Origin of the sequence: Williamsia sp. CHRR-6, from assembly GCF_018474015.1 — a bacterium.
GTDB lineage: Bacteria > Actinomycetota > Actinomycetes > Mycobacteriales > Mycobacteriaceae > Williamsia_A.
The window spans coordinates 22,795-46,662 of record NZ_JAHCSG010000010.1 but is presented as its reverse complement, the minus strand read 5'-3'; the positions used below and the strand labels follow the sequence as shown (position 1 = coordinate 46,662).

Sequence of the window (23,868 nt, the reverse complement as noted above, 5' to 3'; positions counted from 1 at the left end):
CCCGGAAGCTAAGCCCTCCAGCGCCGATGGTACTGCACCCTAATCAGTGTGGGAGAGTAGGACACCGCCGAACACACCTTCCCTTGAGGCCCCCACACGATCAGTGTGGGGGCCTCAAGCATGTGTACGTAGACAATGATGCCGCGCGCCGATAGGTAGGTTTGATGGCATGAGTCGCGTGGTAGTCGTCGGTGGCGGTGTTGCTGCGCTGGCTGTTGCAGCTCGGCTGGGCGCGGCCGGACATTGGGTCCAGGTGTTCGAGCAGTCCGACACCGTGGGAGGAAAACTCGGTACGTTTTCCCGTGACGGTTTCACCTTCGACACCGGTCCCAGCCTGGTCACCCTGCCGGAGGTGTTCCGCGACTTCTTCGCGGCCACCGGAGCTCCGCTCGATGAGGTGGCAGACCTCGTTCCGCTCGATCCGCTGTGCCACTACCGGTTTGCCGATGGCGTCGAGTTCGATCTCCCCAACGAGGGGCCGGCCGCTGTCGCACGAGCATGGGGCCAACTGTTGGGGCCGTCGGCAGCGCAGGACTGGCAAGCCCTGCATGAGCGCACCGCGCGTCTCTGGGAAGTGACGAGGGGTCCGTTCCTGGAGTCTCCGCTGGCCGGTGTGAAGACGCTGCTTCGCCTGGCGATGTCGCCGCAGGACGTTCGCACGGTGGCGCCCTGGCAGACCCTGCGCGGTCTGGGGAAGTCGTATCTTCGCGACTGGCATCAACGGGTGTTCCTCGACCGGTATGCGACCTACACCGGATCCGATCCGCGACAGGCCCCCGCAGCACTGGGCACCGTGGCTTTCGTCGAACACGAGTACCGCGGTTGGTACGTGACCGGTGGGCTACGGCGCCTCGGTGATTCGATCGCGGCGCGTGCAGTCGAACACGGGGTGGACATCACCACCAGGTCACGCGTGTCTCGCATTCTGGTCGCCGATGGTGGGGTTCACGGAGTCGTGTTGGCCGGCGGCGAACGTGTGGAGGCCGATGTAGTGGTGTACGCAGGCGACTCGCGGAATCTTTACCGAGACCTGCTTCCCGAGAGTGAGACACGTTCGCAGCGAGCGGTGATGTCTCGGGTGACCCCGTCGTTCTCCGGTTTCGTGCTGCTGTTGGCCTTGCGCGGGCGCACTCCGGGCCTGCGTCATCACACGGTGCTGTTCCCCTCGGATTACGACCGTGAGTTCGACGAGCTGTTCGCCCGCGATCCGGTGCCGTGCACCGATCCCACCATCTACATCAGCGCCCCAGACGATCCCGCGCTGCGACCCGACGACGATCACGAGGCGTGGTTCGTGCTTGTCAACGCCCCCACGCAGGTCGATGTCGCTGAGCCGTCACATCGTGGATTCGACTGGACGGCGGAGGGGGTCGCCGAGAACTATGCCGCAACGATTCTGGAGTTGATGGCGCAGCGTGGCCTCGAGGTGCGGGACCGTCTGCTCTGGAAAGAGATCCGCACCCCCGCCGATCTCGCCGTCCGTACGGCCAGTCTCGGTGGTTCGATCTACGGGCCGTCATCGAATGGTTCGCGTGCGGCATTCCTGCGCCCGGCCAATCGGAGCCCGTTCGATGGGCTGTTCCTGGTCGGTGGTTCCTCCCACCCCGGTGGCGGACTGCCGTTGGTCATGATGTCGGCGAAGATCGTCGCCGACGAGATCGGTCAGGCCTGACCTGCGTCCAACGCCCGACGCCGAACTCTCGACGCCCGCAGTCTGAGGCCCGCAGTTCGATGCCCGGTGTCTGGTTCCACTGTGATGTGGTGAATCGGTGGCCCGTGGTGTCGATATGCTGGCAGGGCCCAACTTCAGAGTGTGGATCCGACTCGCGCGGATCGTCGAGACAGGATTGCCATGACCGAGCGTGACCACCGCGGCCCCCGAGCCTCCGATGATCGAGGTGCACGGCGATCCACCGGTGACCGCAACGCTGGGCGGACGGGACGCGACGATCGCAGCGGCCGCGGCGGAACAGGGAATCGGGACCAGCGTCCACGGGATCGAGATCGGGATCGCGACCAGCGGCGCGGCGGGTCGACCCGCGCACCCGAACCGGCGCTGCCTGATGACGTGGTCCCGCAGGATCTCGATCCCGAGATTCGCCGGGACCTACGCACGTTGGACCGCCAGAACGCGGATGCGGTGGCTCGACACCTGATAATGGCCGCGCGCTTGCTCGACGAGGATCCTCCCTTGGCGCTGGAGCACGCGCGGGCGGCGCGCGGGCGCGCCAGTCGGGTGGGCGTGGTCCGCGAGGCAGTCGGCATCGCGGCGTACAACGTGGGCGACTGGACCGAGGCACTGTCGGAGCTGCGCACCGCGCGCAGGATGAGTGGCAACATCACCCTGCTGCCACTCATCGCCGACTGTGAACGCGGACTGGGTCGTCCCGAGCGTGCCATCGACATCGCGCGTAGCGAAGAAGGGCGCGGGTTGACCGGCGACGAAGCGACCGAGATGCGGATCGTGGAGTCAGGCGCACGAATCGACATGGGGGAGTTCGACAAAGCGGTCGTCACGTTGCAGGGTGCCGGTCTGGATCCGGCCCTTCGTGGAACCGCCCCCGCACGGCTCTTCTACGCCTACGGCACAGCGCTGCACGCAGCCGGACGTCGCGACGAGGCTGTCACCTGGTTCATGAATGCGGCCGCGGCCGACACCGATGACGTGACCGACGCCGAGCTCAAGCTGATGGAGCTCACCGACCCCGAGGGATTCGCTGAGGCCATGAGTGACATCGGCGAGGACTGGTCTGATCCGGAACCTGCACCCGCCGCGGATGCCGGCCTCGACGCGGTCGACACGCCCGCACCGGGCGTTCCCGCAACCGATGCACCTCCTGTTCGGGATGCACCTCTGGTTCCGGATGTACCCGTCACCGAGTCTGCTGCCCTTGAGTCACCTGCCGTCGAGTCTGCTGCCACTGAGTCTGCTGCCACTGAGGCGCCGCAGGAGAGTGCGTCGCCGACGTCACCGGAAGCTCGGGCATCGGACCCAGTGGCGACAGACCCAGTGGCATCAGATCAGCTGGCATCAGATCAGCTGGCATCGCAGTACGACGCCTTGTTGTTCGACCTCGACGGCACCCTGTTCGCCGGGCACCGGGCCATCGATGGTGCGGTGCCTACGCTTGCCGCGGTGTCCACCGAGTCCTACTTCGTCACCAACAACGCCAGCAGGCGCGCTGACGCGGTTGCCGAGCACCTCACCGATCTCGGATTCGCCGCGACCGCCCGGCAGGTGGTGACCAGTGCGCAGAGCGCGGCAAAACTGTTGGCCGACCACCTCGAACCGGGTTCGCGGGCACTGGTCGTCGGGACCGACGGTTTGGCACAGGAGCTGCGTGAGGTGGGCATCGGTGTCACCCGCAGCGCCGATGACCGTCCCGCCGCGGTGGTTCAGGGGCATTCACCCGACACCGGGTGGGCACAGCTGTCGGAGGCCGTGTTGGCCATCAACGCCGGCGCTTTGTGGGTGGCCTGCAACATCGATCCCACGTTGCCGGGTGAACGCGGCTTCATGATCGGCAACGGATCGATGGTGGCGGCCGTCGCCAACGCCACCGGTCAGACCCCGCTGGTCGCGGGCAAGCCGGCCCCGCCACTGATGCGAGACGCGCTCGAGCGCAGCGCCGCGACGCGGCCGCTGGTGATCGGTGACCGTCTCGACACCGACATCGCAGGCGCCAACGCGATCGACGCCGACAGTCTGTTGGTCCTCACCGGTGTCTCGACGGTCGCCGACGCGATCACCGCTCCGGCGCACCAACGGCCCACTCATCTGTCAGCAGATCTGGCCGCCCTCACCGCGCCTGCATCCTGGTCGGTGATCGGGGAGTCGACGTCCTGGACTGTCACGGTCGAGGCGTCGCAGATCTCGGTGGCGTCCACCGCCGATGGGGTGCTGTCGGAGGCCGCGCGCATGTCGCTGTTGCCTGCCGTGGTCCATGCTGCCTGGGCTGCCGACATCGACGCAGACATCACGGTGATCACCCCGGCGCACGACGCCGCCGCCGTGCTACGCGCGGCAGGTCTGACCGTTGCGTTAGCGTGAGGATCTGATGAACGAGCCTCAGCAGCAACCGCAGCGACCGGTTCCCCATCCGCCCCGCCCGCATCCCGGTGTCGCAGCGCCCGCCGGGCCGATGTCGGTCGACCCGGCGGTTATCGCGGTCGAGGTCGCGGCGTTGCTCGAGCAGGTCGATCAGCTGCGCGCGGCGACCACCGGATCTGGCTCCGTGGTCGGGCCGGCGACGTCGATGTTCACCAGCACCGACACCGACGCCGACGGGGTGCCTGCCGACCTGGCCCGACTCGACCACCAGGCTGATCTTCTCGAGCGGGCTCACGACGTGTTGACCACGTCTCTCGAGCGACTCGATCGTGTGTGAGCACTGATGGCGCCCCGCGCTCGTCTCGACGCCGAGCTGGTGCGTCGAGGTCTGGCCCGATCCCGTGAGCAGGCCCGTGAACTCGTCGACAGCGGAGTGGTGTCGGTGAATGGCACCGTGGCCAGCAAACCCGCGACCAACGTCGGGCGCGACACCCCGATCGTGGTCGTCGAGTCGGTGGCCGACACTTGGGCGTCACGCGGTGCCCACAAGCTGTTGGGCGCGCTTGAGGAGTTCGAACCGCGTGGGCTGGTCGTGTCGGGTCGTCGCTGCCTTGACGCCGGCGCCTCCACGGGGGGATTCACCGATGTCTTGTTGCAGCGCAACGCCGCTCGAGTGGTCGCAGTCGACGTGGGCTACGGGCAGATGGTGTGGCGGCTGCGCACCGACGACCGGGTCGACGTGCACGACCGGGTCAATGTCCGCTCCATCTCCGCCGAGGCGATCGGAGGTCCGGTCGATCTGGTGGTCGCGGATCTGTCGTTCATCTCGTTGCGACTGGTACTCCCGGCGCTGGCGTCGTGTGTCGCTCCCGGCGGTGACCTGCTGCCGATGGTGAAGCCTCAGTTCGAGGTGGGTAAGGACCGCGTGGGAGCCGGGGGTGTCGTCCGCGACCCGGCCCTGCGACTCGAGGCGATGACAGCGGTGGCTCGGGAGGCCTCTCACCTGGGGCTGAGCACGGTGGGGGCGGTGGCCAGCCCGCTACCGGGCCCGTCGGGAAATGTTGAATACTTCCTGTGGCTGCGCAACGACGGAACCGAACCGGTACCGGTCGACGTCAATGCAGAGAACACCACCCTCGATGAGGAGATCCTGCAGGCGATGAGCGAGGCAATCCAGAAAGGACCCCAGTGACAGCGACGCCATCTGGAATCGGCCCATCGCGGGATCCAGGAGTGGTTTGCGCTGGGCGTGAATTTCTGGTGGTTGCCCACACCGGTCGTGAGATCGTCACCGAGACGATGGCCTCGATCGCACGGCACTGCGCTGAGGCGGGGATCGGCCTGCGGGTGGTCGAGCACGACATCCGTGGGTATTCGTCCACAGCGATCCACCCGGTGGATCCGGCGCAACTACGCGACATCGGTGCCGACGTCGCGGTGACCGCAGGAGACCACGAGTCGGCGGCCGGATGTGAGATCGTCATCGTCCTCGGTGGCGACGGGACCTTTTTGCGCGCCGCCGAACTGGCCTATCCGGTGGGCGTGCCCGTGCTCGGCATCAATCTCGGGCGCATCGGGTTTCTCGCCGAGGCCGAGGCCAACCGGGTCGACGAAGTGCTCACGCAGCTCGTCGCGGGTGACTATCGGGTCGAGGAACGGATGACGCTCGACGTCGCCATCAGCGTCGACGGTGCGGTGATCTCGCGCAGCTGGGCGCTCAACGAGGCCAGCGTGCAGAACTCGCGGGATCAAGGCGTGTTGGAGATGGTCACCGAGGTCGACGGTCGCCCGGTGGCGTCCTTCGGTGCCGACGGCATCCTGGTGTCGTCGCCGACCGGGTCGACCGCCTACGCGTTTTCCGCCGGCGGGCCGGTGATGTGGCCCGATCTCGAGGCGATCCTGGTGGTCCCGAGCAATGCGCACGCGTTGTTCACGCGCCCGCTGGTCACCAGCCCCAACTCGGTGATCGCCATCGAGGTGGAACGGTCTGGTCAGCAGGCGGTGGTCTACTGCGATGGTCGGCGGTCGATGTCGGTGCCCGCCGGGGCCCGCGTCGAGGTGGTGCGAGGCCGTCAACCGGTGCGATGGGTGCGGATCGATTCCGATCCGTTTGCCGACCGGTTGGTGACGAAATTCAATCTGCCCGTGACGGGCTGGCGGGGCAGGTAGGAGACTTCGAATGCTGGAAGAGATCGCGATCAGTGGCCTCGGTGTCATCGAGGACGCCGCAGCCGAGTTCCACGACGGTTTCACCGTCCTCACCGGTGAGACCGGCGCCGGCAAGACCATGGTCGTCACCAGCCTGCACCTGTTGGCCGGGGCGCGCGGAGACGCCGATCGGGTGCGCGCCGGAGCTGACCGGGCGATGGTGGAGGGTCGGTTCCGGCTGACCGACGCCGCCGGGGAGGTGCTGGAGATCATCGACTCCACCGGCGCGCAGCGCGATGACGACGACACGGTGATCGCCTCGCGCACCGTCAACTCCGATGGTCGATCCCGGGCCCATCTCGGCGGGCGATCGGTACCGGTCGGGGTGCTGGGCCAGTTCACGACGAACCTGCTGACCGTGCACGGTCAGAACGATCAGCTGCGGTTGGTGCAGTCCGATCACCAGCGCGATGCCCTCGACCGATTCGGCGGCAAGTCCGTCGCCAAGGCGTTCGCCGCCTATTCGGCGGCCCGCGAGGTGTGGATCGCGGCGGTCGACCATCTGGAACTGCGCCGCAAGAACTCACGCGAACTCGCTCAGGAAGCCGACCGGCTGCGTTATGCCCTCGACGAGATCGATGCTGTCGATCCCGCTCCGGGCGAGGATGCCGAACTCGCCGCGACGGTCAACCGTCTCGGCGATCTCGAAGCGGTCCGCTCGGTTGCAGCCGGAGCGCATGCGGCGCTCAACGGTGCCTCCGACGGCGGACTCGACAGCGAAACTGCCTCTGCGCTCGATCTCCTGGGTCAGGTGCGCAATCTGCTGGAGTCGAGTTCCGAGCCGACCCTGCGGGGCCTGCTGGGTCGGGTGGGTGAGGCGCTGTCGGTCGTCAGCGACATCGGCGAGGAACTCGGCGCTTTTCTCGCCGACCTGCCTGCCGACGCCTCAGAGCTGGAAAAGGTTCTGGTGCGACAGGCCGAGCTGAAGAATCTGATCCGCAAGTACGCCCCCGACATCGACGGCGTGATCGCCTGGCGAGACCAGGCGCGCGCACGCCTCTCCGAGATCGACGACTCGTCGGTGTCCATCGAGGCGCTCGAGTCTGCGGCCGCCGACGCGGCGGCGGCGGTGGCGACCGCTGCGGCGACCCTCACCGAGGCTCGGACCAAAGCTGCGGCAACCCTGTCGACGAAGGTGACCAAAGAGCTGGCCGGGCTGGCGATGAAGGACGCCTCGCTGGGGGTGACGGTCGCCCCCGACGAGTCAGGAGACAACGATCCACGCCGCCTGCAGATCGGTGGGCGGTACCTGCATGCCGGTGCCGGTGGCGTCGACCGTGTCGAGTTCACGTTGGCCGCCCACTCTGGTGCGGTGGCGATGCCGATCGCGAAGTCGGCGTCCGGTGGTGAGCTCTCGCGAGTGATGTTGGCGTTGGAGGTGGTGCTCGCCGGACCGGGCGGTGGATCCACGATGGTCTTCGACGAGGTGGACGCCGGTGTGGGTGGAGCTGCGGCCGTCGAGATCGGCAAGCGACTGGCGATCCTGGCGCGCAGCCATCAGGTCATCGTGGTGACCCACCTGCCGCAAGTGGCGGCTTTCGCCGATCACCATCTGCTGATCGGCAAGAGCACGACGGCGAAATCGGTGAAGAGCACGGTCACGCTACTCGACCGGGATGCGCGTATCGCCGAGTTGGCCCGCATGTTGGCCGGGCTCGGGGACTCCGACACCGGTCGAGCCCACGCCGAGGAACTGTTGAGCACTGCCCAGGCGCAGAAAGAAGACGCGTAACGGGCCGCAACACGTGGTGCTCGTGTGACAAAAGTGGCCTGAGTTACGGCGCGCCTCCGAGTCTGCGCGGATCTTCCTGGCGATCATGAACGCCATGAAGATGCCAGCACTGCTGTCCCGCTCCACCGACACCCTGCCTGGGGTCAGTGGAATCGCCCGGATCGACAAGAACACCCGGCGCCTGCTCGAGCGGGTCGGCCCCGGCGACATCGCGATCCTCGACGAACTCGATCTGGACCGGGTGACCGCCGATGCGTTGGTGGCCGCCGATGTCGTCGCCGTGGTGAACTCCGCGCCGTCGATCTCGGGTCGCTATCCCAATCTGGGGCCCGAGGTGTTGGTGGCGGCCGGCATCACCCTCATCGACGATGTCGGCCCCGAGGTGTTCCGTCGGATCAAAGACGGCGCCAAGATCCGGGTCGATGAGGGCAAGATCTTCGTCGGCGAGCGACGGCTGGCCAAGGGGACCGAGCTCAGCGAGACCGACATCGCCACGATGATGATCGACGCCAAAACGGGGTTGGTCGACCACCTCGAAGCGTTCTCCGGCAACACCATCGAGTTCATCCGTAGCGAATCTCCGCTGCTCATCGACGGCGTCGGGGTTCCTGATGTCGACATCAACCTGTCCAACCGGCATGTCGTGGTGGTGTCCGACGGGGCCGACCACGAAGCCGACCTCAAACGACTCAAGCCGTTCATCAAGGAATACGCACCGGTCCTCGTCGGGGTCGACGGCGGTGCGGACACCTTGATGAAGGCCGGCTACCGTCCCGACCTCATCGTCGGTGACCCGGACCTGATGCGAGCGGCCACCCTGAAATGTGGTGCGCAGGTGGTACTCCCGGCTGATCCGGACGGGCATGCCGTGGGTCTGGAGCGTATCCAGGATCTCGGGATCGGCGCGATGACCTTCCCAGCCGCCGGGTCGGCCACCGACCTGGCCCTGCTGCTGGCCGATCATCACGACGCCGCCCTGATCGTCACGGTCGGCACCTCGGCCTCACTCGACGACTTCTTCGACCGGTCGCGCCGCGAGTCCAACCCGTCGACGTTCCTCACCCGGCTCAAGGTCGGTCCCAAGCTCGTCGACTCGAAAGCCGTTGCGACGCTGTACCGCAGCCGCGTGTCGGGTGCCGCCATCGCATTGCTGATCCTGGCGGCACTGGCTGCCATGATCGTCGCGGTCGTCGTGTCCAACAACGGTGGGGAGGCGGTCGACTGGATCGTGAACTACTGGGATCGGGCCGTCGTATGGGTCAAGGACGTCTGGAACCGATAACCCGTGATCTCGTTACGTCACCACGCCATCTCCCTGGTCGCGGTGTTCTTGGCGCTGGCCCTCGGGTTGGTGCTGGGCGCAGGCTTTTTCGCCGATCGGGGTCGCGACTCGTCCGGGTCAGACGCCTCGGTCCGGTCTGAGCGCGACGCGCTCAACGATCGAGTCAACGCCGGCGATGCCTTCATCTCTGCGATCGGTCCGCGCGTCGTGCGGGGGGTCCTCGCGGGTCGGTCCGTGGTGATCCTCACCGCCCCGGACGCGGCGCAGACCGATGTCGCAGCGGTCAAGGCGATCCTCAACCAGTCCGGCGCGCAGTTCGCCGGCCAGCTCGGTCTGACCGACGACCTGGTGGCAGACGCCTCCGCTGAGAAGCTCACCTCCATCGTCGATCAGAGCATCCCCGGCGGCACCACGTTGCGCCCGGAGCTGACCGATTCGGGCGGACGGCTCGGCGATCTGCTCGGTGCCTTGTTGTTGCGCAAGGGAACCGAGAGTGGGCCGGCAGCACCAGACGTCGCCGCGGCGCTGCAGGCGCTGCGGCAGGCCGGGTTCGTCGACTTCGTCGACAACGCGGTGCGTCCCGGACAGCTCGCTGTGGTGGTCACCGGTGGTGCACTGGCCAGCGACGCCGGTGCACGTGGTTCCTTGGTCGCGCGTTTGGCCGCTGCGGTCGGTGGGCGCAGTTCGGGTGCTGTTCTGCTGGGTCGGACCGGTTCGGCTCGGGGTGGCTCGCCGGTGGCGGTGGTCCGTTCAGATCCGGGTCTGGCCACGACCGTCGCATCCGTCGACGACATCGACACCGAGCAGGGTCGGGTGGCCGCGGTGCTGGCTCTGGCCGATGCTGCCGCCGGCAAGCCCGGCGCCTACGGCAGCGGGCCCGGAGCCGATGCGGTCGTCCCAGGCGCCTGAGGGACCGGCGGTTCGGGGGTCGACACCCCCGGGGGCTGTTGTGACGACCGGGGCGGCACCCGGGTGTTACCGTGAAGTCCCGAAGGCGAGTGGGTCCACCGATCCCACTCCGGCCATACGGGAGACTCCTTGCGACCACTGCGTCATGCGCCCTCGGGCACCAAACACATCTTCGTCACCGGCGGGGTGGTGTCCTCACTCGGCAAGGGGCTGACCGCGTCGAGCCTGGGACAGCTGCTCACTGCCCGCGGTCTTCGGGTCACCATGCAGAAGCTCGACCCGTATCTCAACGTGGATCCAGGCACCATGAACCCGTTCCAGCACGGTGAGGTGTTCGTCACCGAAGACGGGGCCGAGACCGATCTCGACGTCGGCCACTACGAGCGCTTCCTGGACCGCGATCTGTCCCAGGCCGCGAATGTGACCACCGGACAAGTGTATTCGGCAGTCATCGCCAAGGAGCGGCGAGGCGAGTATCTCGGCGACACCGTCCAGGTGATCCCACACATCACCGACGAGATCAAGAGCCGCGTCTTGGCCATGCGTGCCCCCGACGCCGATGGCCATGAGCCCGATGTCGTGATCACCGAGATCGGTGGCACGGTCGGCGACATCGAGTCGCAGCCCTTCATCGAGGCGGCTCGTCAGGTCCGTCACGACGTGGGCCGCGACAACGTGTTCTTCTTGCACGTCTCCCTGGTGCCCTACTTGGCGCCCTCGGGTGAGCTGAAGACCAAGCCGACGCAGCACTCGGTGGCCGCGCTGCGCAACATCGGCATAGCACCGGACGCGCTGATCCTGCGCTGCGATCGCGACGTCCCCGAGCCGCTGAAGAACAAGATCGCGTTGATGTGTGACGTCGACGTCGAGGGAGTCATCTCGACGCCCGACGCCCCGTCGATCTACGACATTCCCAAGGTGCTGCACCGCGAGCAGCTCGACGCCTACGTGGTGCGCAAGCTCGGGTTGCCGTTCCGCGACGTGGACTGGACCGTCTGGGGCGAGCTGCTCAAGCGGGTGCATGAGCCTCGCGAAACCGTCACGGTGGCGCTGGTGGGCAAGTACGTGGATCTGCCGGATGCGTACCTGTCGGTGACCGAGGCGATCCGCGCCGGTGGATTCGCTGCGCGGGCCAAGGTCGAGATCCGCTGGGTGCAGTCCGACGAGTGCGCAGACGAGGCCGGTGCACAGCGCATGCTCGGTGACGTGGACGCGATCGTCGTGCCCGGCGGATTCGGCATCCGCGGGATCGAGGGCAAGGTGGGCGCGGTGCGGTACGCGCGTACGCGCGGCGTTCCACTGCTGGGGTTGTGTCTGGGCCTGCAGTGCATCGTGATCGAGGCTGCGCGCGCCGCCGGACTCGAGGATGCGAGTTCGACCGAGTTCGACCCTGGCACGACGCATCCGGTCATCTCGACGATGGCTGATCAGGAGCAAGCCGTCGCCGGCGAGGCTGATCTCGGTGGCACGATGCGGCTTGGCGCGTATCCGGCTGTGCTGGAACGTGGTTCGATCGTCGCGGGGGCATACGGCGCGACCGAGGTCTCCGAACGCCATCGTCATCGGTTCGAGGTGAACAACGCCTATCGCGAGCAGATCGCCAGCACCGGGCTGAGGTTCTCGGGCACCTCGCCCGATGGCCACCTCGTCGAGTTCGTGGAGTACCCCCGAGAAATCCACCCGTTCCTGGTGGGTACCCAGGCTCATCCCGAGCTCAAGAGTCGGCCCACCCGACCGCACCCGTTGTTCGCCGCGCTGGTGCACGAGGCGCTGCGGTACAAGGCTGCCGAGCGCCTTCCGGTCGATGTGCACGGTGACGAGGGCGAGGCCGACTCGGTGGCGCCGCCGGCGGCTGAGGGCTCCTCAGCGCAGGCGGCATCGGCGTGACCGACTCGGGAGCGCATCACTTCGAGGTGCTCTCCAGCGAACTCGTCTACGCCGGAGCCATTCTTGCGCTGCGCGTCGATGAGGTGACGATGCCCGGGGGCCGTTCGGCACGACGCGAGGTGGTCGAGCACCACGGTGCGGTGGCGGTGGTCGCAGTCGATGATCGCGACCGTATCGCCACGGTCACCCAGTATCGCCATCCCGTTGGTCGTCGACTGGTGGAACTTCCTGCAGGACTTATGGATTCAGGATCTGACGAGACCCCGCTGGATGCGGCCGCCCGCGAACTGCGCGAAGAGGTCGGTGTCATCGCGGGTCGGTGGCACACGCTGGTCGACACCGCCAGCTCGCCCGGGTTCACCGATGAAGCGCTACGCATCTTCGTGGCCACCGACCTGACCACGGTGTCGCGCCCGCAGGTTCACGACGAGGAAGCGGACATGAGCATCGGGTGGCTGGAGCCGCAGGATGCGGTTCAGCGAATCTTCGCCGGTGAGATCGTCAACGCGACCAGCGTCGCGGGCATCCTCGCCTACACCCAGTCTCGGTCGGGAGGCGTCGTGTTGCGGGAGGCCGACGCGCCCTGGCGTGATCGGCCGACGGCCTTCGACCGCCGATCCCCACGAACCTGAGCTGAACTCGCCTCCGATGACCGCGCTTCTGGAGTCCCAGATCACCAGATATCTCGATCATCTGGCGGTGGAACGGGGGGCCGCCAAGAACACACTGAGCTCATACGGACGTGATCTGGCGCGCTACCGCGCGTTCCTGGCTGCGCGCGGGGTGAACGGGCTCGGTGAGGTGACCGAGGCTGATGTGCGGGAATTCCTCGTCGCGCTGCGGCGCGGAGACCCCGACCGCGACGAACCGCCGCTGGCGGACAGTTCGGTGGCCCGCACCCTGGTCGCTGCTCGTGGGCTGCACAAGTTCGCCGTGGCCGAAGGCATGGCCACGGCGGATGTGGCGCACGCGGTCCGGCCACCCACGCCGGCGCGGCGGCTGCCGAAATCGCTTCCGGTGGATGAGGTGATCGCCATCATCGAGGCGGCTGGCGGGGACGGTCCCGCCGACACGCCCCGCAGCCTGCGCGACCGGGCGCTGGTCGAGCTGCTCTACAGCTGCGGTGCGCGCATCACCGAAGCTGTGTCACTCGACCTCGACGATGTAGCTGCCGAGAACGGGGCGGTGCTGCTGCGCGGCAAAGGCGGCAAGGAGCGGCTGGTCCCGGTCGGTGGCCCGGCGTGGGCCGCGTTGGAGGCGTATCTGGTGCGCGGGCGCCCGGCGTTGGTGTCGAAGTTCAACCCGGCGCTGTTCCTCAACGCCCGCGGGGGGCGGTTGTCGCGGCAGAGCGCCTGGCAGGTGTTGGTGGAGGCCGCCGCACGCGCTGGGCTGCAGACGTCGGTCTCGCCGCACACCCTGCGACACAGTTTTGCCACCCATCTGCTCGACGGTGGCGCCGACGTACGGGTGGTGCAGGAGTTGCTCGGGCATGCCTCGGTCACCACCACGCAGGTGTACACGCTGGTCACGGTGTCGGCCATGCGGGAGGTTTACGCCACCGCCCACCCACGGGCTCGCTGATCGCGGACGTGACCGGCGCGGCGTCGGGCGATCGGCACGGGCGTCGGCGGTGCGCGGGGGAGTCGGGGTCTGTGGGCACTAGGCTGATCGCTTGAGCACCGATTCTGCGAGAACAGGAGCGTCGAGGAACGTGAGTACACCCCAGCCGCCGGCCCCGGGTGCTCCACGCGATGCCCAGTACAGCCTGACCATCGACACCCCGGCGCGTGGACCCGCGCAAGCCGACGTGGGCACCGACTCCGACGGCATCGGGCCCACCGGTCGCCAGACGCGCGAGGTCCCCGAACCTCGCCCACTCGATCGACACGGACCGGCGATCGTTGTGGCGGTGTGCAACCAGAAGGGTGGGGTGGGCAAGACCACCTCGACGATCAATCTCGGTGCGGCCCTGGCTGAATACGGGCGGCGCGTACTGCTCGTCGACCTCGACCCGCAGGGCGCGCTGTCGGCGGGTCTCGGGGTCGCGCACCACGAACTCGAACTCACAGTCCACAACCTGCTGGTGCCACCACAGGTCTCGGTGGACGAGGTGTTGATGAGTACCCGCGTCGACGGACTCGATCTGCTGCCGTCCAACATCGATCTGTCGGCCGCCGAGATCCAATTGGTCAACGAGGTGGGACGCGAACACACCCTCGGTCGTGCGCTGCACCCGGTTCTGGACCGCTACGACTACGTACTCATCGACTGCCAGCCGTCGCTGGGATTGCTGACGGTCAACGCCCTGGCCTGTGCAGACACCGTGATCATCCCGATGGAATGCGAATACTTCAGCCTGCGCGGGCTGGCCCTGCTCACCGACACCATCGACAAGGTGCGCGATCGCCTCAACCCGCGGTTGTCCCTCGGCGGCATCCTGATGACCATGTTCGATGCGCGCACCCTGCACTCGCGGGAGGTCATGGCGCGGGTGGTCGAGGTGTTCGGCGAGCGCGTCTACGACACGGTGATCAGCCGCACGGTGCGGTTCCCCGAGACCTCAGTCGCCGGCGAGCCGATCACCTCATGGGCCCCGAAGTCCGGCGGCGCCAAGGCGTATCGGGCGTTGGCCCGGGAGGTGCTGCACCGAACCGGTCGCTCAGGATGACCGACACCGAGCCGGTCACGCAGAGCGGGTTCCGGGTGAACCTGGCCAATTTCGAGGGCCCGTTCGATCTGCTGCTCGACCTGATCAATCAACGCCGCCTCGACGTCACCGAGGTGGCGTTGCACGCGGTCACCGACGACTTCATCGCCTACACCAAGAATCTGGGCTCAGACCTCGGGCTCGACGCGGTGACCGAGTTCCTCGTCATCGCGGCGACGCTGCTGGACCTGAAGGCCGCGCGACTGTTGCCCTCTGGTGAGGTGGAGGATCCAGAGGATCTGGCGTTGCTGGAGGCGCGCGACCTGTTGTTTGCGCGGCTGCTGCAGTACCGGGCCTACAAGCAGGTGGCGGCGCTGTTCGCAGAGCTTGAAGCCGCTGCGCTGCAACGGTATCCGCGGGCGGTGTCGTTGGAGCCGCGCTTCGAGCAACTGCTACCCGAGGTGACGCTGGGCGTGGACGCCTGGCAGTTCGCGCAGGTGGCCGCCGCGGCCATGACACCCAAGCCGATTCCTCGGGTGGGGCTGGGTCATCTGCATGACGTCGACGCGGTCTCGGTCCCCGAGCAGGCCATCCGGGTGTCGCACCTGCTGCGCACCGCCGGCGTCGGGCACTGGGTCGACTTCGCGACCCTGGTGTCGGAGTGTTCCGGTGGCTTGGAGGTGGTGGCCAGGTTCTTGGCACTGCTGGACCTGTTCCGACAACGTGCCGTGGACTTCGAACAGTCCGAGGCGCTCGGGCGCCTCCATGTGGCCTGGACCGGGGTCCTCGACGCCGACGAGATCACCATCACCGCAGAGGAGTACGGATGAGCGAGACCCCGCAGAGCCCAGTCTCCGACGCATTGTTCGACGCGCCGCCGCCAGATCACATCGGCGCGGACCCGATCGACGACGACGAACTACGTTCAGCACTCGAAGCCGTTCTGCTGGTGGTGGATTCGCCAGTATCGGTTGATGCGCTCGCGTCGGCCATCGGTGCGGACGCGACGCGGATCGAGGCGATGATCGCCACCATGTCTGCGGAGTTCACCGAACGGTCCAGTGGTTTTGACCTGCGGTTCGCCGGTGATGGATGGCGTCTGTACACCCGCACCGACTACGCCCCCTACGTGGAGAAACTACTGCTCGACGGTGCGCGGTCGAAGTTGACCCGCGCGGCTCTGGAAACGCTGGCGGTGATCGCCTATCGGCAGCCGGTGACCCGCACCCGGGTCAGTGCGGTGCGCGGGGTGAACGTCGACGGCGTGATGCGCACACTGATGGGGCGTGGCCTGATCACCGAGGTGGGAACCGACCCCGAGACAAGTGGCACCCAGTACGCGACCACCGAGTTGTTCCTGGAGCGACTCGGGTTGGCCTCGCTGAACGAACTGCCCGATCTGGCTCCGCTGTTGCCCGACGTCGACGTCATCGACGACATCGGCGACGAGATCATCGCCGATCCGCGATTCGCCAAGATGGGGGCGAAGGGGTCAGACTCAACGGACAAACCCGCTACATCAGAACTGGATACCTGAGACATGACTCCCGCTAGCCGCGATGGCAGACCGGACCGCACCAGCACCAACCGCACCAGCAGCGATCGCCGTACGCCGGCCGGTGCGCGCGGTGCGACCGCTCGATCAGCCAAGGGCACACCCGATCGTGATGCCGCCCAGGCCCGTACCAAGAAGGCCCATCGCAAGGGTTCAGCGCCCAGCGTCAAACGCGGTCAGGAACGACTCAACAACGCCAAACCCGCACGTGTGCAGAACGTTGCGTCGACCGGCGGTGCCGGAGCGGAGTACGTGGCCGACGGGATCCGACTGCAGAAGGTGTTGGCCCAGGCCGGTGTCGCCTCCCGTCGCGGGGCCGAGGAGTTGATCGCCGCCGGACGGGTGGATGTCGACGGTGAGATCGTCACCGAGCAGGGTCTGCGGATCGATCCGACCACGGCGGTGGTGCGCGTCGACGGTGCCCGCGTGGTGATGGACGAGACCTTGCAGTACCTGGCTCTCAACAAGCCCAAGGGATGGCAGTCGACCATGTCCGACGACCAGGGTCGGCCTTGCGTCGGTGACGTGGTGGCCGAGCGAGTGATGGCTGGGCAGAGACTGTTTCACGTCGGGCGGCTCGACGCCGACACCGAGGGTCTGTTGCTGCTGACCAACGACGGTGAGTTGGCGCACCGCCTGATGCACCCGTCCTACGAGGTGCCCAAGACCTATCTGGCCACAGTGCGAGGGGTTCCGCCGCGCGGACTCGCGCGCACCCTGAAGTCCGGAGTCGAACTCGACGACGGCCCGGTGTCGGTGGACGGGTTCACCGTGATGGAGATCAACGAGGGCCAAACGCTGATCCGGCTGGTGCTGCACGAGGGCCGCAAACGCATCGTGCGCCGGATGATGGAGCACGTCGGCTTCCCGGTTCTGTCGTTGGTGCGCACCGAGATCGGTGCGGTGAACCTGGGCAACCAGCGACCGGGCTCGCTGCGGGTGCTGGCTCGAGATGAGGTCGGTGCCCTGTACAAGGCGGTGGGGATGTGACCGGTTCGCACCAGGATTCGACCCGTGACGGATCTACGGTGGTCGTCGCCATCGACGGTCCGGCTGGAACCGGCAAGTCCAGCGTGTCACGCCACCTGGCCCGGCGTCTGGGTGCCCGCTACATCGACACCGGCGCGATGTACCGCGTTGCGACGCTGGCAGCCCTACGCGCCGGAGTGGACCTGGCCGACCCGCACGCGATCGCCGCGACGGTCGCCGACGTCGAGCTCACGCTGAGCAACGATCCCGGAAGTGATGACGTCACCCTCGCCGGCGAGGATGTCGCCGCTGAGATCCGCACTGAGGCAGTCAATTCGGCGGTGTCGGCGGTATCGGCGGTGAAAGAGGTGCGTACCACCATGGTCGACCGCCAGCGTGATCTGGCCGCAGGTGAGTTCGCAGTCGTCGAGGGTCGAGACATCGGCACGGTGGTGTTCCCCGACGCTGCGGTGAAGATCTACCTGACCGCCACCGCCGCGGCCCGCGCGCACCGTCGCCACCAACAGAATCTTGCCGCCGGCCTCGACAGTGACTACGCCTCGGTCTTGGCGGCGGTGCAACGGCGAGATCACCTCGATTCCACCCGTGCACACTCGCCCTTACGGCCGGCCGATGACGCAGTGCTGGTCGACACCAGCGACCTCGGCATCGACGAGGTCATCGACCGGTTGGCCGAGCTCACCGAGGAACGGATCGGAGCGCGACATGAGTGAACCCGGCGAGATCGACCTCGGCGTGGTCGATGGCGTGTGGTCTGACGAATCCGATTGGCAGATCGGTGATGTCGACGGTGCAGCGAGCGACGACCCCCAGGTTGCGATGCCGACGGTGGCGATCGTGGGACGCCCCAACGTGGGCAAGTCGACGTTGGTCAACCGGATCCTGGGCCGCCGCGAGGCGGTGGTCGAGGACATCCCCGGAGTCACCCGGGACCGGGTGTCCTATGCCGCGACGTGGTCAGGTCGACGGTTCTGGGTGCAGGACACCGGCGGGTGGGAACCCGATGCCAAAGGCATGGGCCTGTCGATCGCCAATCAGGCCGAGCGCGCCATGACCACGGCCGACGCGGTGGTCCTGGTGGTGGATGCGACCGTGGGTGCCACCGCGACCGACGAAGCGGTGGCCCGAGTCCTACGTCGATCCAAGACCCCGGTTCTGTTGGCCGCCAACAAGGTCGACGACGAGCGGGTGGAGTCGGAGGCGGCCGCACTGTGGTCGCTGGGCCTGGGGGAACCGCGCACGGTCTCGGCGGCGCATGGGCGTGGTGCAGGCGACCTGCTCGACGCGATCCTCGAGGTGCTGCCCGAGACCCCGCGCGAGACCGATGCGGTGGGCGGTCCCCGCCGGGTGGCGTTGGTGGGCAAGCCGAACGTGGGCAAGAGTTCACTGCTGAACAAGCTCACCAACTCCGAGCGGGCGGTGGTCGACAACGTCGCGGGAACCACCGTCGACCCGGTCGACGAGTTGGTGGAACTCGGTGGGCGCCTGTGGAATTTCGTCGACACGGCGGGTCTGCGCAAGAAGGTTCGAACCGCCAGTGGGCACGAGTACTACGCATCGCTGCGGACGCGGGCGGCCATCGATGCTGCCGAGGTCGCGGTGCTGCTGATCGACGCGTCACAGCCCATCACCGAGCAGGACCAACGGGTATTGACGATGATCATCGAGGCTGGTCGGGCCCTGGTGATCGCGTTCAACAAGTGGGACCTGGTGGATGAGGATCGACGTCTGCAACTGGACAAGGAGATCGACCGCGACCTGGCGCGGGTGCCGTGGGCACGCCGGGTCAACATCTCGGCCGCCACCGGTCGTTCGGTGCAGAAGCTGGTCCCCGCACTGGATCTGGCGTTGGAATCGTGGGACAAGCGGATCTCGACGGGTCAGCTGAACAATTGGCTCAAGGAGATCATCGCGGCCACCCCGCCGCCGGTGCGCGGTGGCAAACAGCCACGAGTCATGTTTGCCACCCAGGCGACCACCCGGCCGCCGACGTTCGTGCTGTTCACCACCGGCTTTCTCGAGGCGGGATACCGCCGGTTCCTCGAGCGAAAACTGCGCGAGACCTTCGGATTCGACGGCTCACCGGTGCGGGTGAACGTACGGATCCGGGAAAAGCGCGAACGCCGCCGCTGAGGCAGACGAGGCGATTGGCTCCCGACCGGGGCCGTCGGCTAACCTGATCACCGCTGCCCCTGTGGGCAGCAGGTCGCCGGTTCGGGACCGGCCACGGGCTGTGGCGCAGCTTGGTAGCGCACTTGACTGGGGGTCAAGGGGTCGCAGGTTCAAATCCTGTCAGCCCGACCCGACGACACCCGCTCCGAACACGAAAATCGGAGCGGGTGTCGTTGCATGGGTTTCCCGATATGACGGCCTGGCAGCTGGCAGTCCCAGTTGGAGGCGTCGACCCGGACCGTGTTCCGTGACATGGAGGCGATGTCAGCGGCCGCAGTCCCGTCTAGGCGGATCGCGGGCCACACGGAGGGTTCTCGTTGCTGTCTGGCTTTCGGATCGAATTGACCGGTCTCTCTTACGACAAGGCGATCGCATTGTCGACCGCGGACGCCAGCGGCCGTGCTACCGCTGCCCTCGGTCTCGGCTCCGCCCTGGCATCGGCGGCCTGCAAGGCGGTGGGCGCTCTACCTGAACGCCATCGAGCTCACGTCGACGAAAAGCGTTGGCACACGGTGGATCAGATCGGCATCGTCACCGTGCGTGCGACTTGAACCTTTCCTTCGAGGACGTTCGTCACGCGGTCTGGGCGGTCTGGCAACTCGACTCGGACGCGGACGTACTCGAGCCCGAGGCGGTTCGTTCCGCGCTTCGCGGACGGATCGCAACGCCGGCAGAGCGGTACGCGCGACCGTGACACACTCCCGGCTGCGATCACTGGTTGTCCGCTGTTCAGGCGAACCGGATCCAATTCGGGCAATTCGGCGCGACAGTGTCGGTGGCGATTGCTAGTCTCCGGTTTGGGGTCGTTTGATCGGGGGAGTATGTCCACCTGGCAGGCCCCTACCGAACCGGGGGCTCGTCTTGTCGCATTCTCGAACACCATTCATCCGTCCGATGGCTCGGATGATCCACCGTCGCAGTCGCCGTGTCGCGATCACCCTGATCGCGAGCGCTGTCGCGGTCGGGCTGGCCACAGCGGCTCCGGCATCGGCAGCGAACCAGGCGCAACTGCGTGACGGGTGCGTTTGGCGCACGCCGGACGAGAAGGCGGCGTTCATCCAGACCTGTACCTTCCGTTCCCCGTCGTTGGGACGTGATGTCGCGGTGCAGATTCGCGCATCCGACCGCGCCGCAGGTGATTCCGAGCAGGCGATCTATTTCCTCGACGGCATCGGTGCCAACAACCAGTTCAGCACCTGGGCCCTCCCCGACTCCGGTGCGTTGAACGCCTACAGCAAGCACGTCAACCTGGTGCTGCCGGCCGGCGGCGCAGGGGAGTGGATGACGAACTGGAAAGCGCCGATCGCCGGACCGAACTCAGCGGGAACTGCGCCACAGTGGGACACCTTCATCGGGTCCGAGCTCCCCGCCTACCTGAATGCGAAGTTCTCGGTCCAGAAGAAGAACAACGCCATCGCTGGCGTCTCGATGTCGGCGGGTCCGGCGATGATCCTCGCCCTCAACCATCCCGACGTGTTCACCACCGTTCGCGCGTTCTCCGGCTACTACCAGACCGACAACCCCGTCGGTTGGATCCTCATCCCTTACATCCAGAAGGATCGAGCGGGCATCACCAACGGTGGCACTGCGATGTGGGGGGCGCCCTTGAGTCCCGGAAACACCTGGGGTGCCAACGATGTTGGCAAACGACTGGGTGAACTGCGTGGCAACGGACAGACGGCGCTCGTGTCGGTCGGCAACGGGATTCTGTCGCAGCGAGAGAGTGACTTCGTCCTGAAGTACGGCATCAGCAACATCCCGGGCGTCGTGTTCACCATCGCGACCGGTGTCACGCTGGAATCCACGGCGATGACCTCCACGGTGGCACTGAACGTTCAATCCGCGTTGATCGGTGCCCCGGTCAAGTTCAGCTATGTCACCGGCAGCCACGACTTCTACGCATGGGCCGAGGCCGTCAAGGCCGACGCCGCCACCCTTGAGAAGGTGCTGGCCGACGCCCGGACGAAGCCCGGCAACACCCCCACGACCACCACGACGAAGACCGCAACCGCCACGACGACGACACCGGCGAGCAGCACCACGACCACGACCACCAAGCCGGTGCCCTGAGACCTGTCGCGCCGGCGGTGATCAGCGCTGTTCGGTGGAGCACCACCAGGTGGTCCGCCCGCCGACCTTGGCGTTGACCATCTGCCCGCCGCATCGTGGGCAGGGCGTGTCGGCGCGTCGATACGGGATCACCTCGCCGGTGTGGACACCGCCCTTGGCCAGCGCCGAACGGATACTCCTGCGCAACACGCGTCGCAGCTCGTCGGCTTCGTCGGCGGTCAGTGAATTCGCGGGACGAGTGGGGGATTGCTTTGTCTGCCACAGTATCTCGTCGGCGAGCAGGTTCCCGATCCCCGCGACAGCGTGCTGATCGAGGAGTCGCGCTTTGAGTGGTGCCCGACTGGCCGCCAGTGCGGCACGGAACTGTTCCCGCGTGATCTCCGCGGCATCCGGGCCGAGCGCGGCCACGTCGGGTTCGAGCACGATCCGTCCGAGGCGACGCTTGTCGAACAGGCGTAGTCGCCCGCCGTCGGCGAAGGTCATGGAGAAACGGGTCCACTCTGGTTTGTCACCCGGACGCTCTCCGACGTGCGGATCACCACCGCCGTACTGCGACGTGGCGGCACCGTCGGGCGCGGTGACGATGACTTGTCCGCCCATCCCTAGATGGATGCCCAACGCGGGTCCAGGCGTTCCGTCGGCGTTCTCCACGTCGCACCACATCGCTTTGCCCCGACGGTTGGCCCGCACCAAACGGCCGCCGATCAACGCATCAGCGATCTCGCCGGGCGCGTGCGGACGGCATTCGAATTCGTCGCTGTCGTCGACGGCGACGATCCGGCGGTTCAGCGCTCTGGCGACGACCTGCCGCGCGTTCTCGACTTCGGGAAGTTCTGGCACACCCACCTGTCTACCCAGTTCTGCGCCGACGGCAAGCACGCCCGCGTGAATCGCGACGACGCTCGCCGTGAATGGCGAGGACGCCTCAATCCGTTGTCAGGTGCCCCCGGCCGACAACGCGTCAGGGTGGGGGCACGAGACACACACCGTTGCCTACTCGAGGAGTCCGTCCGCTGGTTGCTGTCGCCTCGTTCCTGCGAGGGATCAACCTGGGTAACCGCAACCAGCTGCCCACCAGGCAACGCCGAGGTCGAGGGGTTCTTCCGCGTCACCTCCACCGCCCGCAACCTATGCACCGTCGGAGGCGGTGAGCGCACAGATTGACGGTGGTTGAGGTCAGTCGACTCCGGCGGCCACGCGATCGGCTTTGCGATGGCGGTAGCTGCGAACGATCAACGTGATCAACACCGTGGCCGCACCCGCGTACACGACGATGTCGAAGTAGCCCAGGTACTGCTCGAATTGTCCGTGCTGGGTACCCAGAGCCGCACCGATACCCAACAGCAGGGCGTTCCACAGGAACGAACCCGTCGCCGACAGCACACTGAACACCACCAGATTCATCGCCGCCGCCCCCGCGGGCAGCGAGATGACCGATCGCACCCCGGGGATCATCCGGCCGATGAACACCGACCAGGTGCCGAACCGGGTGAACCAGTGCGCGCCGCGCTCGGCGTCACGTCGACTGACGATGCGTGTCCACACCAGCATCGCCACTGTGCGCTCGAGACCGATGCAGCGGCCAATGGCGTAGAAGACCAGAGCCCCCAGCCAGGCACCGACGGTGCTCCACATCAGCATCGCGACCAGCGAGAGGTTGCCGCTCTGGCTCAGGTAACCCGCGAACGGGAGGATCACCTCGCTGGGTATCGGCGGGAACACCGACTCGATGAACACCAACAATCCGATCCCTGGAGCGCCCATGGCCTCCAACACATCGGCGGCGAAACCACTGATCCCGCTGAAACCGTGATTGTTCAGGTCTGAGGCCAAGATGGTGACAGAGATGAGTTCGTCCTTGTTCGATCGCGGGTGGTCACGACGCCTCGGCAGAGCCGCCGAGCACCATTATCGGTGATCGCCTGAACCGCTCTCGCGTCCAGCAGGGGGTGGTGCCGGTCGTGACGGTGGTGTGGGGGCGGTGGTGTCTGGTGCGGCGGCACGTAGGCGGCGGGGGTGGTGGCGATGTCGGCGGCGGTGCGCGTGCGGCTGCGCTGATCGGACCGATCCACAACAGGGAGGAACGTCCATCGCTGCCCGGTGGGACCCATCGTGTCGTCGAGCTCGAACACGTTCTCTCGTGCCAACCGGATGCGCAATAACTTCGGCCGCCGAACGCGGCCTCACAGGCAGCCAGATCGGATGGGGTGGCAACCCCGCACGCCAGACTGTGCGGGGTGACCGGACGAGTTCGTGCGGCAACCTTCGACGTGCCGAGCGGACACGACGTACGGCTGTGTGACCGCCAACGTAATCTCGACGGCGCAGCACTGTCCGACTGAGTCGACAACCAGTCGGGGTGAAC

20 protein-coding genes and 1 tRNA gene are annotated in these 23,868 nt (G+C 66.9%); 19 read left to right on the top strand and 2 right to left on the bottom strand.

The genetic code is table 11. The features are described from left to right. Positions 1–169 precede the first annotated feature (169 nt). The 19 genes from KIK15_RS18135 (at position 170) to KIK15_RS18045 (ending at position 21,503) form a co-directional block, all read left to right on the top strand. Positions 170–1,672 (top strand): NAD(P)/FAD-dependent oxidoreductase, encoded by a 1,503-nt coding sequence (locus KIK15_RS18135; RefSeq protein ID WP_214246270.1) that lies wholly within the window; start codon positions 170–172, stop codon positions 1,670–1,672. A 180-nt stretch (positions 1,673–1,852) separates the two neighbouring features. Further along, a complete protein-coding gene (locus KIK15_RS18130; RefSeq protein ID WP_214246268.1) occupies positions 1,853–4,051 on the top strand; it encodes an HAD-IIA family hydrolase in 2,199 nt (732 codons plus the stop codon). 7 nt (positions 4,052–4,058) lie between these two features. Beyond that, on the top strand, positions 4,059–4,388 hold the full coding sequence (locus KIK15_RS18125) for a hypothetical protein (RefSeq protein WP_250324931.1): 330 nt from the start codon (positions 4,059–4,061) through the stop codon (positions 4,386–4,388). A gap of 6 nt (positions 4,389–4,394) precedes the next feature. Further along, positions 4,395–5,243, top strand: a complete 849-nt coding sequence (locus KIK15_RS18120; protein WP_214246266.1) for a TlyA family RNA methyltransferase — start codon at positions 4,395–4,397, stop codon at positions 5,241–5,243. Positions 5,244–5,350: 107 nt separating this feature from the next. Further along, a complete protein-coding gene (locus KIK15_RS18115) occupies positions 5,351–6,220 on the top strand; it encodes an NAD kinase (RefSeq protein WP_374222878.1) in 870 nt (289 codons plus the stop codon). 10 nt (positions 6,221–6,230) lie between these two features. Continuing rightward, positions 6,231–7,991: a DNA repair protein RecN gene (recN, locus tag KIK15_RS18110; RefSeq protein ID WP_214246264.1), complete on the top strand. Its 1,761-nt coding sequence runs from the start codon at positions 6,231–6,233 to the stop codon at positions 7,989–7,991. Between the two features lie 100 nt (positions 7,992–8,091). Further along, entirely contained in the window at positions 8,092–9,273 is a 1,182-nt protein-coding gene (gene steA, locus KIK15_RS18105) for a putative cytokinetic ring protein SteA (RefSeq protein ID WP_214246274.1), read from the top strand. 3 nt (positions 9,274–9,276) lie between these two features. Then, positions 9,277–10,182 carry a copper transporter gene (locus KIK15_RS18100; RefSeq protein WP_214246262.1) on the top strand — a complete coding sequence of 302 codons (906 nt, stop codon included), beginning with the start codon at positions 9,277–9,279 and terminating at the stop codon, positions 10,180–10,182. Between the two features lie 129 nt (positions 10,183–10,311). Further along, entirely contained in the window at positions 10,312–12,069 is a 1,758-nt protein-coding gene (locus KIK15_RS18095; protein ID WP_214246260.1) for a CTP synthase, read from the top strand. Further along, complete coding sequence (locus tag KIK15_RS18090; RefSeq protein WP_307851957.1) at positions 12,066–12,701, top strand: NUDIX hydrolase; 636 nt, start codon at positions 12,066–12,068, stop codon at positions 12,699–12,701. The genes KIK15_RS18095 and KIK15_RS18090 overlap by 4 nt, the downstream gene beginning before the upstream one ends. Positions 12,702–12,717: 16 nt before the next feature. Next, on the top strand, positions 12,718–13,650 hold the full coding sequence (locus KIK15_RS18085) for a site-specific tyrosine recombinase XerD (protein ID WP_214246258.1): 933 nt from the start codon (positions 12,718–12,720) through the stop codon (positions 13,648–13,650). Between the two features lie 190 nt (positions 13,651–13,840). After that, positions 13,841–14,737 (top strand): ParA family protein, encoded by an 897-nt coding sequence (locus KIK15_RS18080; RefSeq protein WP_307851958.1) that lies wholly within the window; start codon positions 13,841–13,843, stop codon positions 14,735–14,737. Beyond that, positions 14,734–15,546 carry a ScpA family protein gene (locus KIK15_RS18075; protein WP_214246254.1) on the top strand — a complete coding sequence of 271 codons (813 nt, stop codon included), beginning with the start codon at positions 14,734–14,736 and terminating at the stop codon, positions 15,544–15,546. The genes KIK15_RS18080 and KIK15_RS18075 overlap by 4 nt, the downstream gene beginning before the upstream one ends. Further along, positions 15,543–16,253, top strand: a complete 711-nt coding sequence (scpB, locus tag KIK15_RS18070) for an SMC-Scp complex subunit ScpB (RefSeq protein WP_214246252.1) — start codon at positions 15,543–15,545, stop codon at positions 16,251–16,253. Before KIK15_RS18075 ends, scpB begins: the two co-directional genes overlap by 4 nt. A 3-nt stretch (positions 16,254–16,256) precedes the next feature. Beyond that, positions 16,257–17,261 (top strand): pseudouridine synthase, encoded by a 1,005-nt coding sequence (locus KIK15_RS18065; protein ID WP_214246250.1) that lies wholly within the window; start codon positions 16,257–16,259, stop codon positions 17,259–17,261. Then, positions 17,258–17,974, top strand: coding sequence for a (d)CMP kinase (gene cmk / locus KIK15_RS18060; RefSeq protein ID WP_214246248.1), 717 nt, complete (start codon positions 17,258–17,260; stop codon positions 17,972–17,974). Before KIK15_RS18065 ends, cmk begins: the two co-directional genes overlap by 4 nt. Further along, the gene (gene der, locus KIK15_RS18055) at positions 17,967–19,394 is read left to right on the top strand and encodes a ribosome biogenesis GTPase Der (protein WP_214246246.1); all 1,428 of its coding nucleotides are present in this window, start codon (positions 17,967–17,969) and stop codon (positions 19,392–19,394) included. The genes cmk and der overlap by 8 nt, the downstream gene beginning before the upstream one ends. Before the next feature lie 94 nt (positions 19,395–19,488). Beyond that, positions 19,489–19,562: transfer RNA gene (locus KIK15_RS18050), tRNA-Pro, on the top strand. 774 nt (positions 19,563–20,336) lie between these two features. After that, positions 20,337–21,503: an alpha/beta hydrolase family protein gene (locus KIK15_RS18045; protein ID WP_214246244.1), complete on the top strand. Its 1,167-nt coding sequence runs from the start codon at positions 20,337–20,339 to the stop codon at positions 21,501–21,503. 21 nt (positions 21,504–21,524) lie between these two features. Here KIK15_RS18045 and KIK15_RS18040 read toward each other — a convergent pair whose 3' ends face one another. Both KIK15_RS18040 and KIK15_RS18035 read right to left on the bottom strand, forming a co-directional pair. Beyond that, positions 21,525–22,343 (bottom strand): Fpg/Nei family DNA glycosylase, encoded by an 819-nt coding sequence (locus KIK15_RS18040; RefSeq protein ID WP_214246243.1) that lies wholly within the window; start codon positions 22,341–22,343, stop codon positions 21,525–21,527. Positions 22,344–22,679: 336 nt separating this feature from the next. Continuing rightward, entirely contained in the window at positions 22,680–23,336 is a 657-nt protein-coding gene (locus KIK15_RS18035; RefSeq protein WP_214246241.1) for a DedA family protein, read from the bottom strand. Positions 23,337–23,868 lie beyond the last annotated feature (532 nt).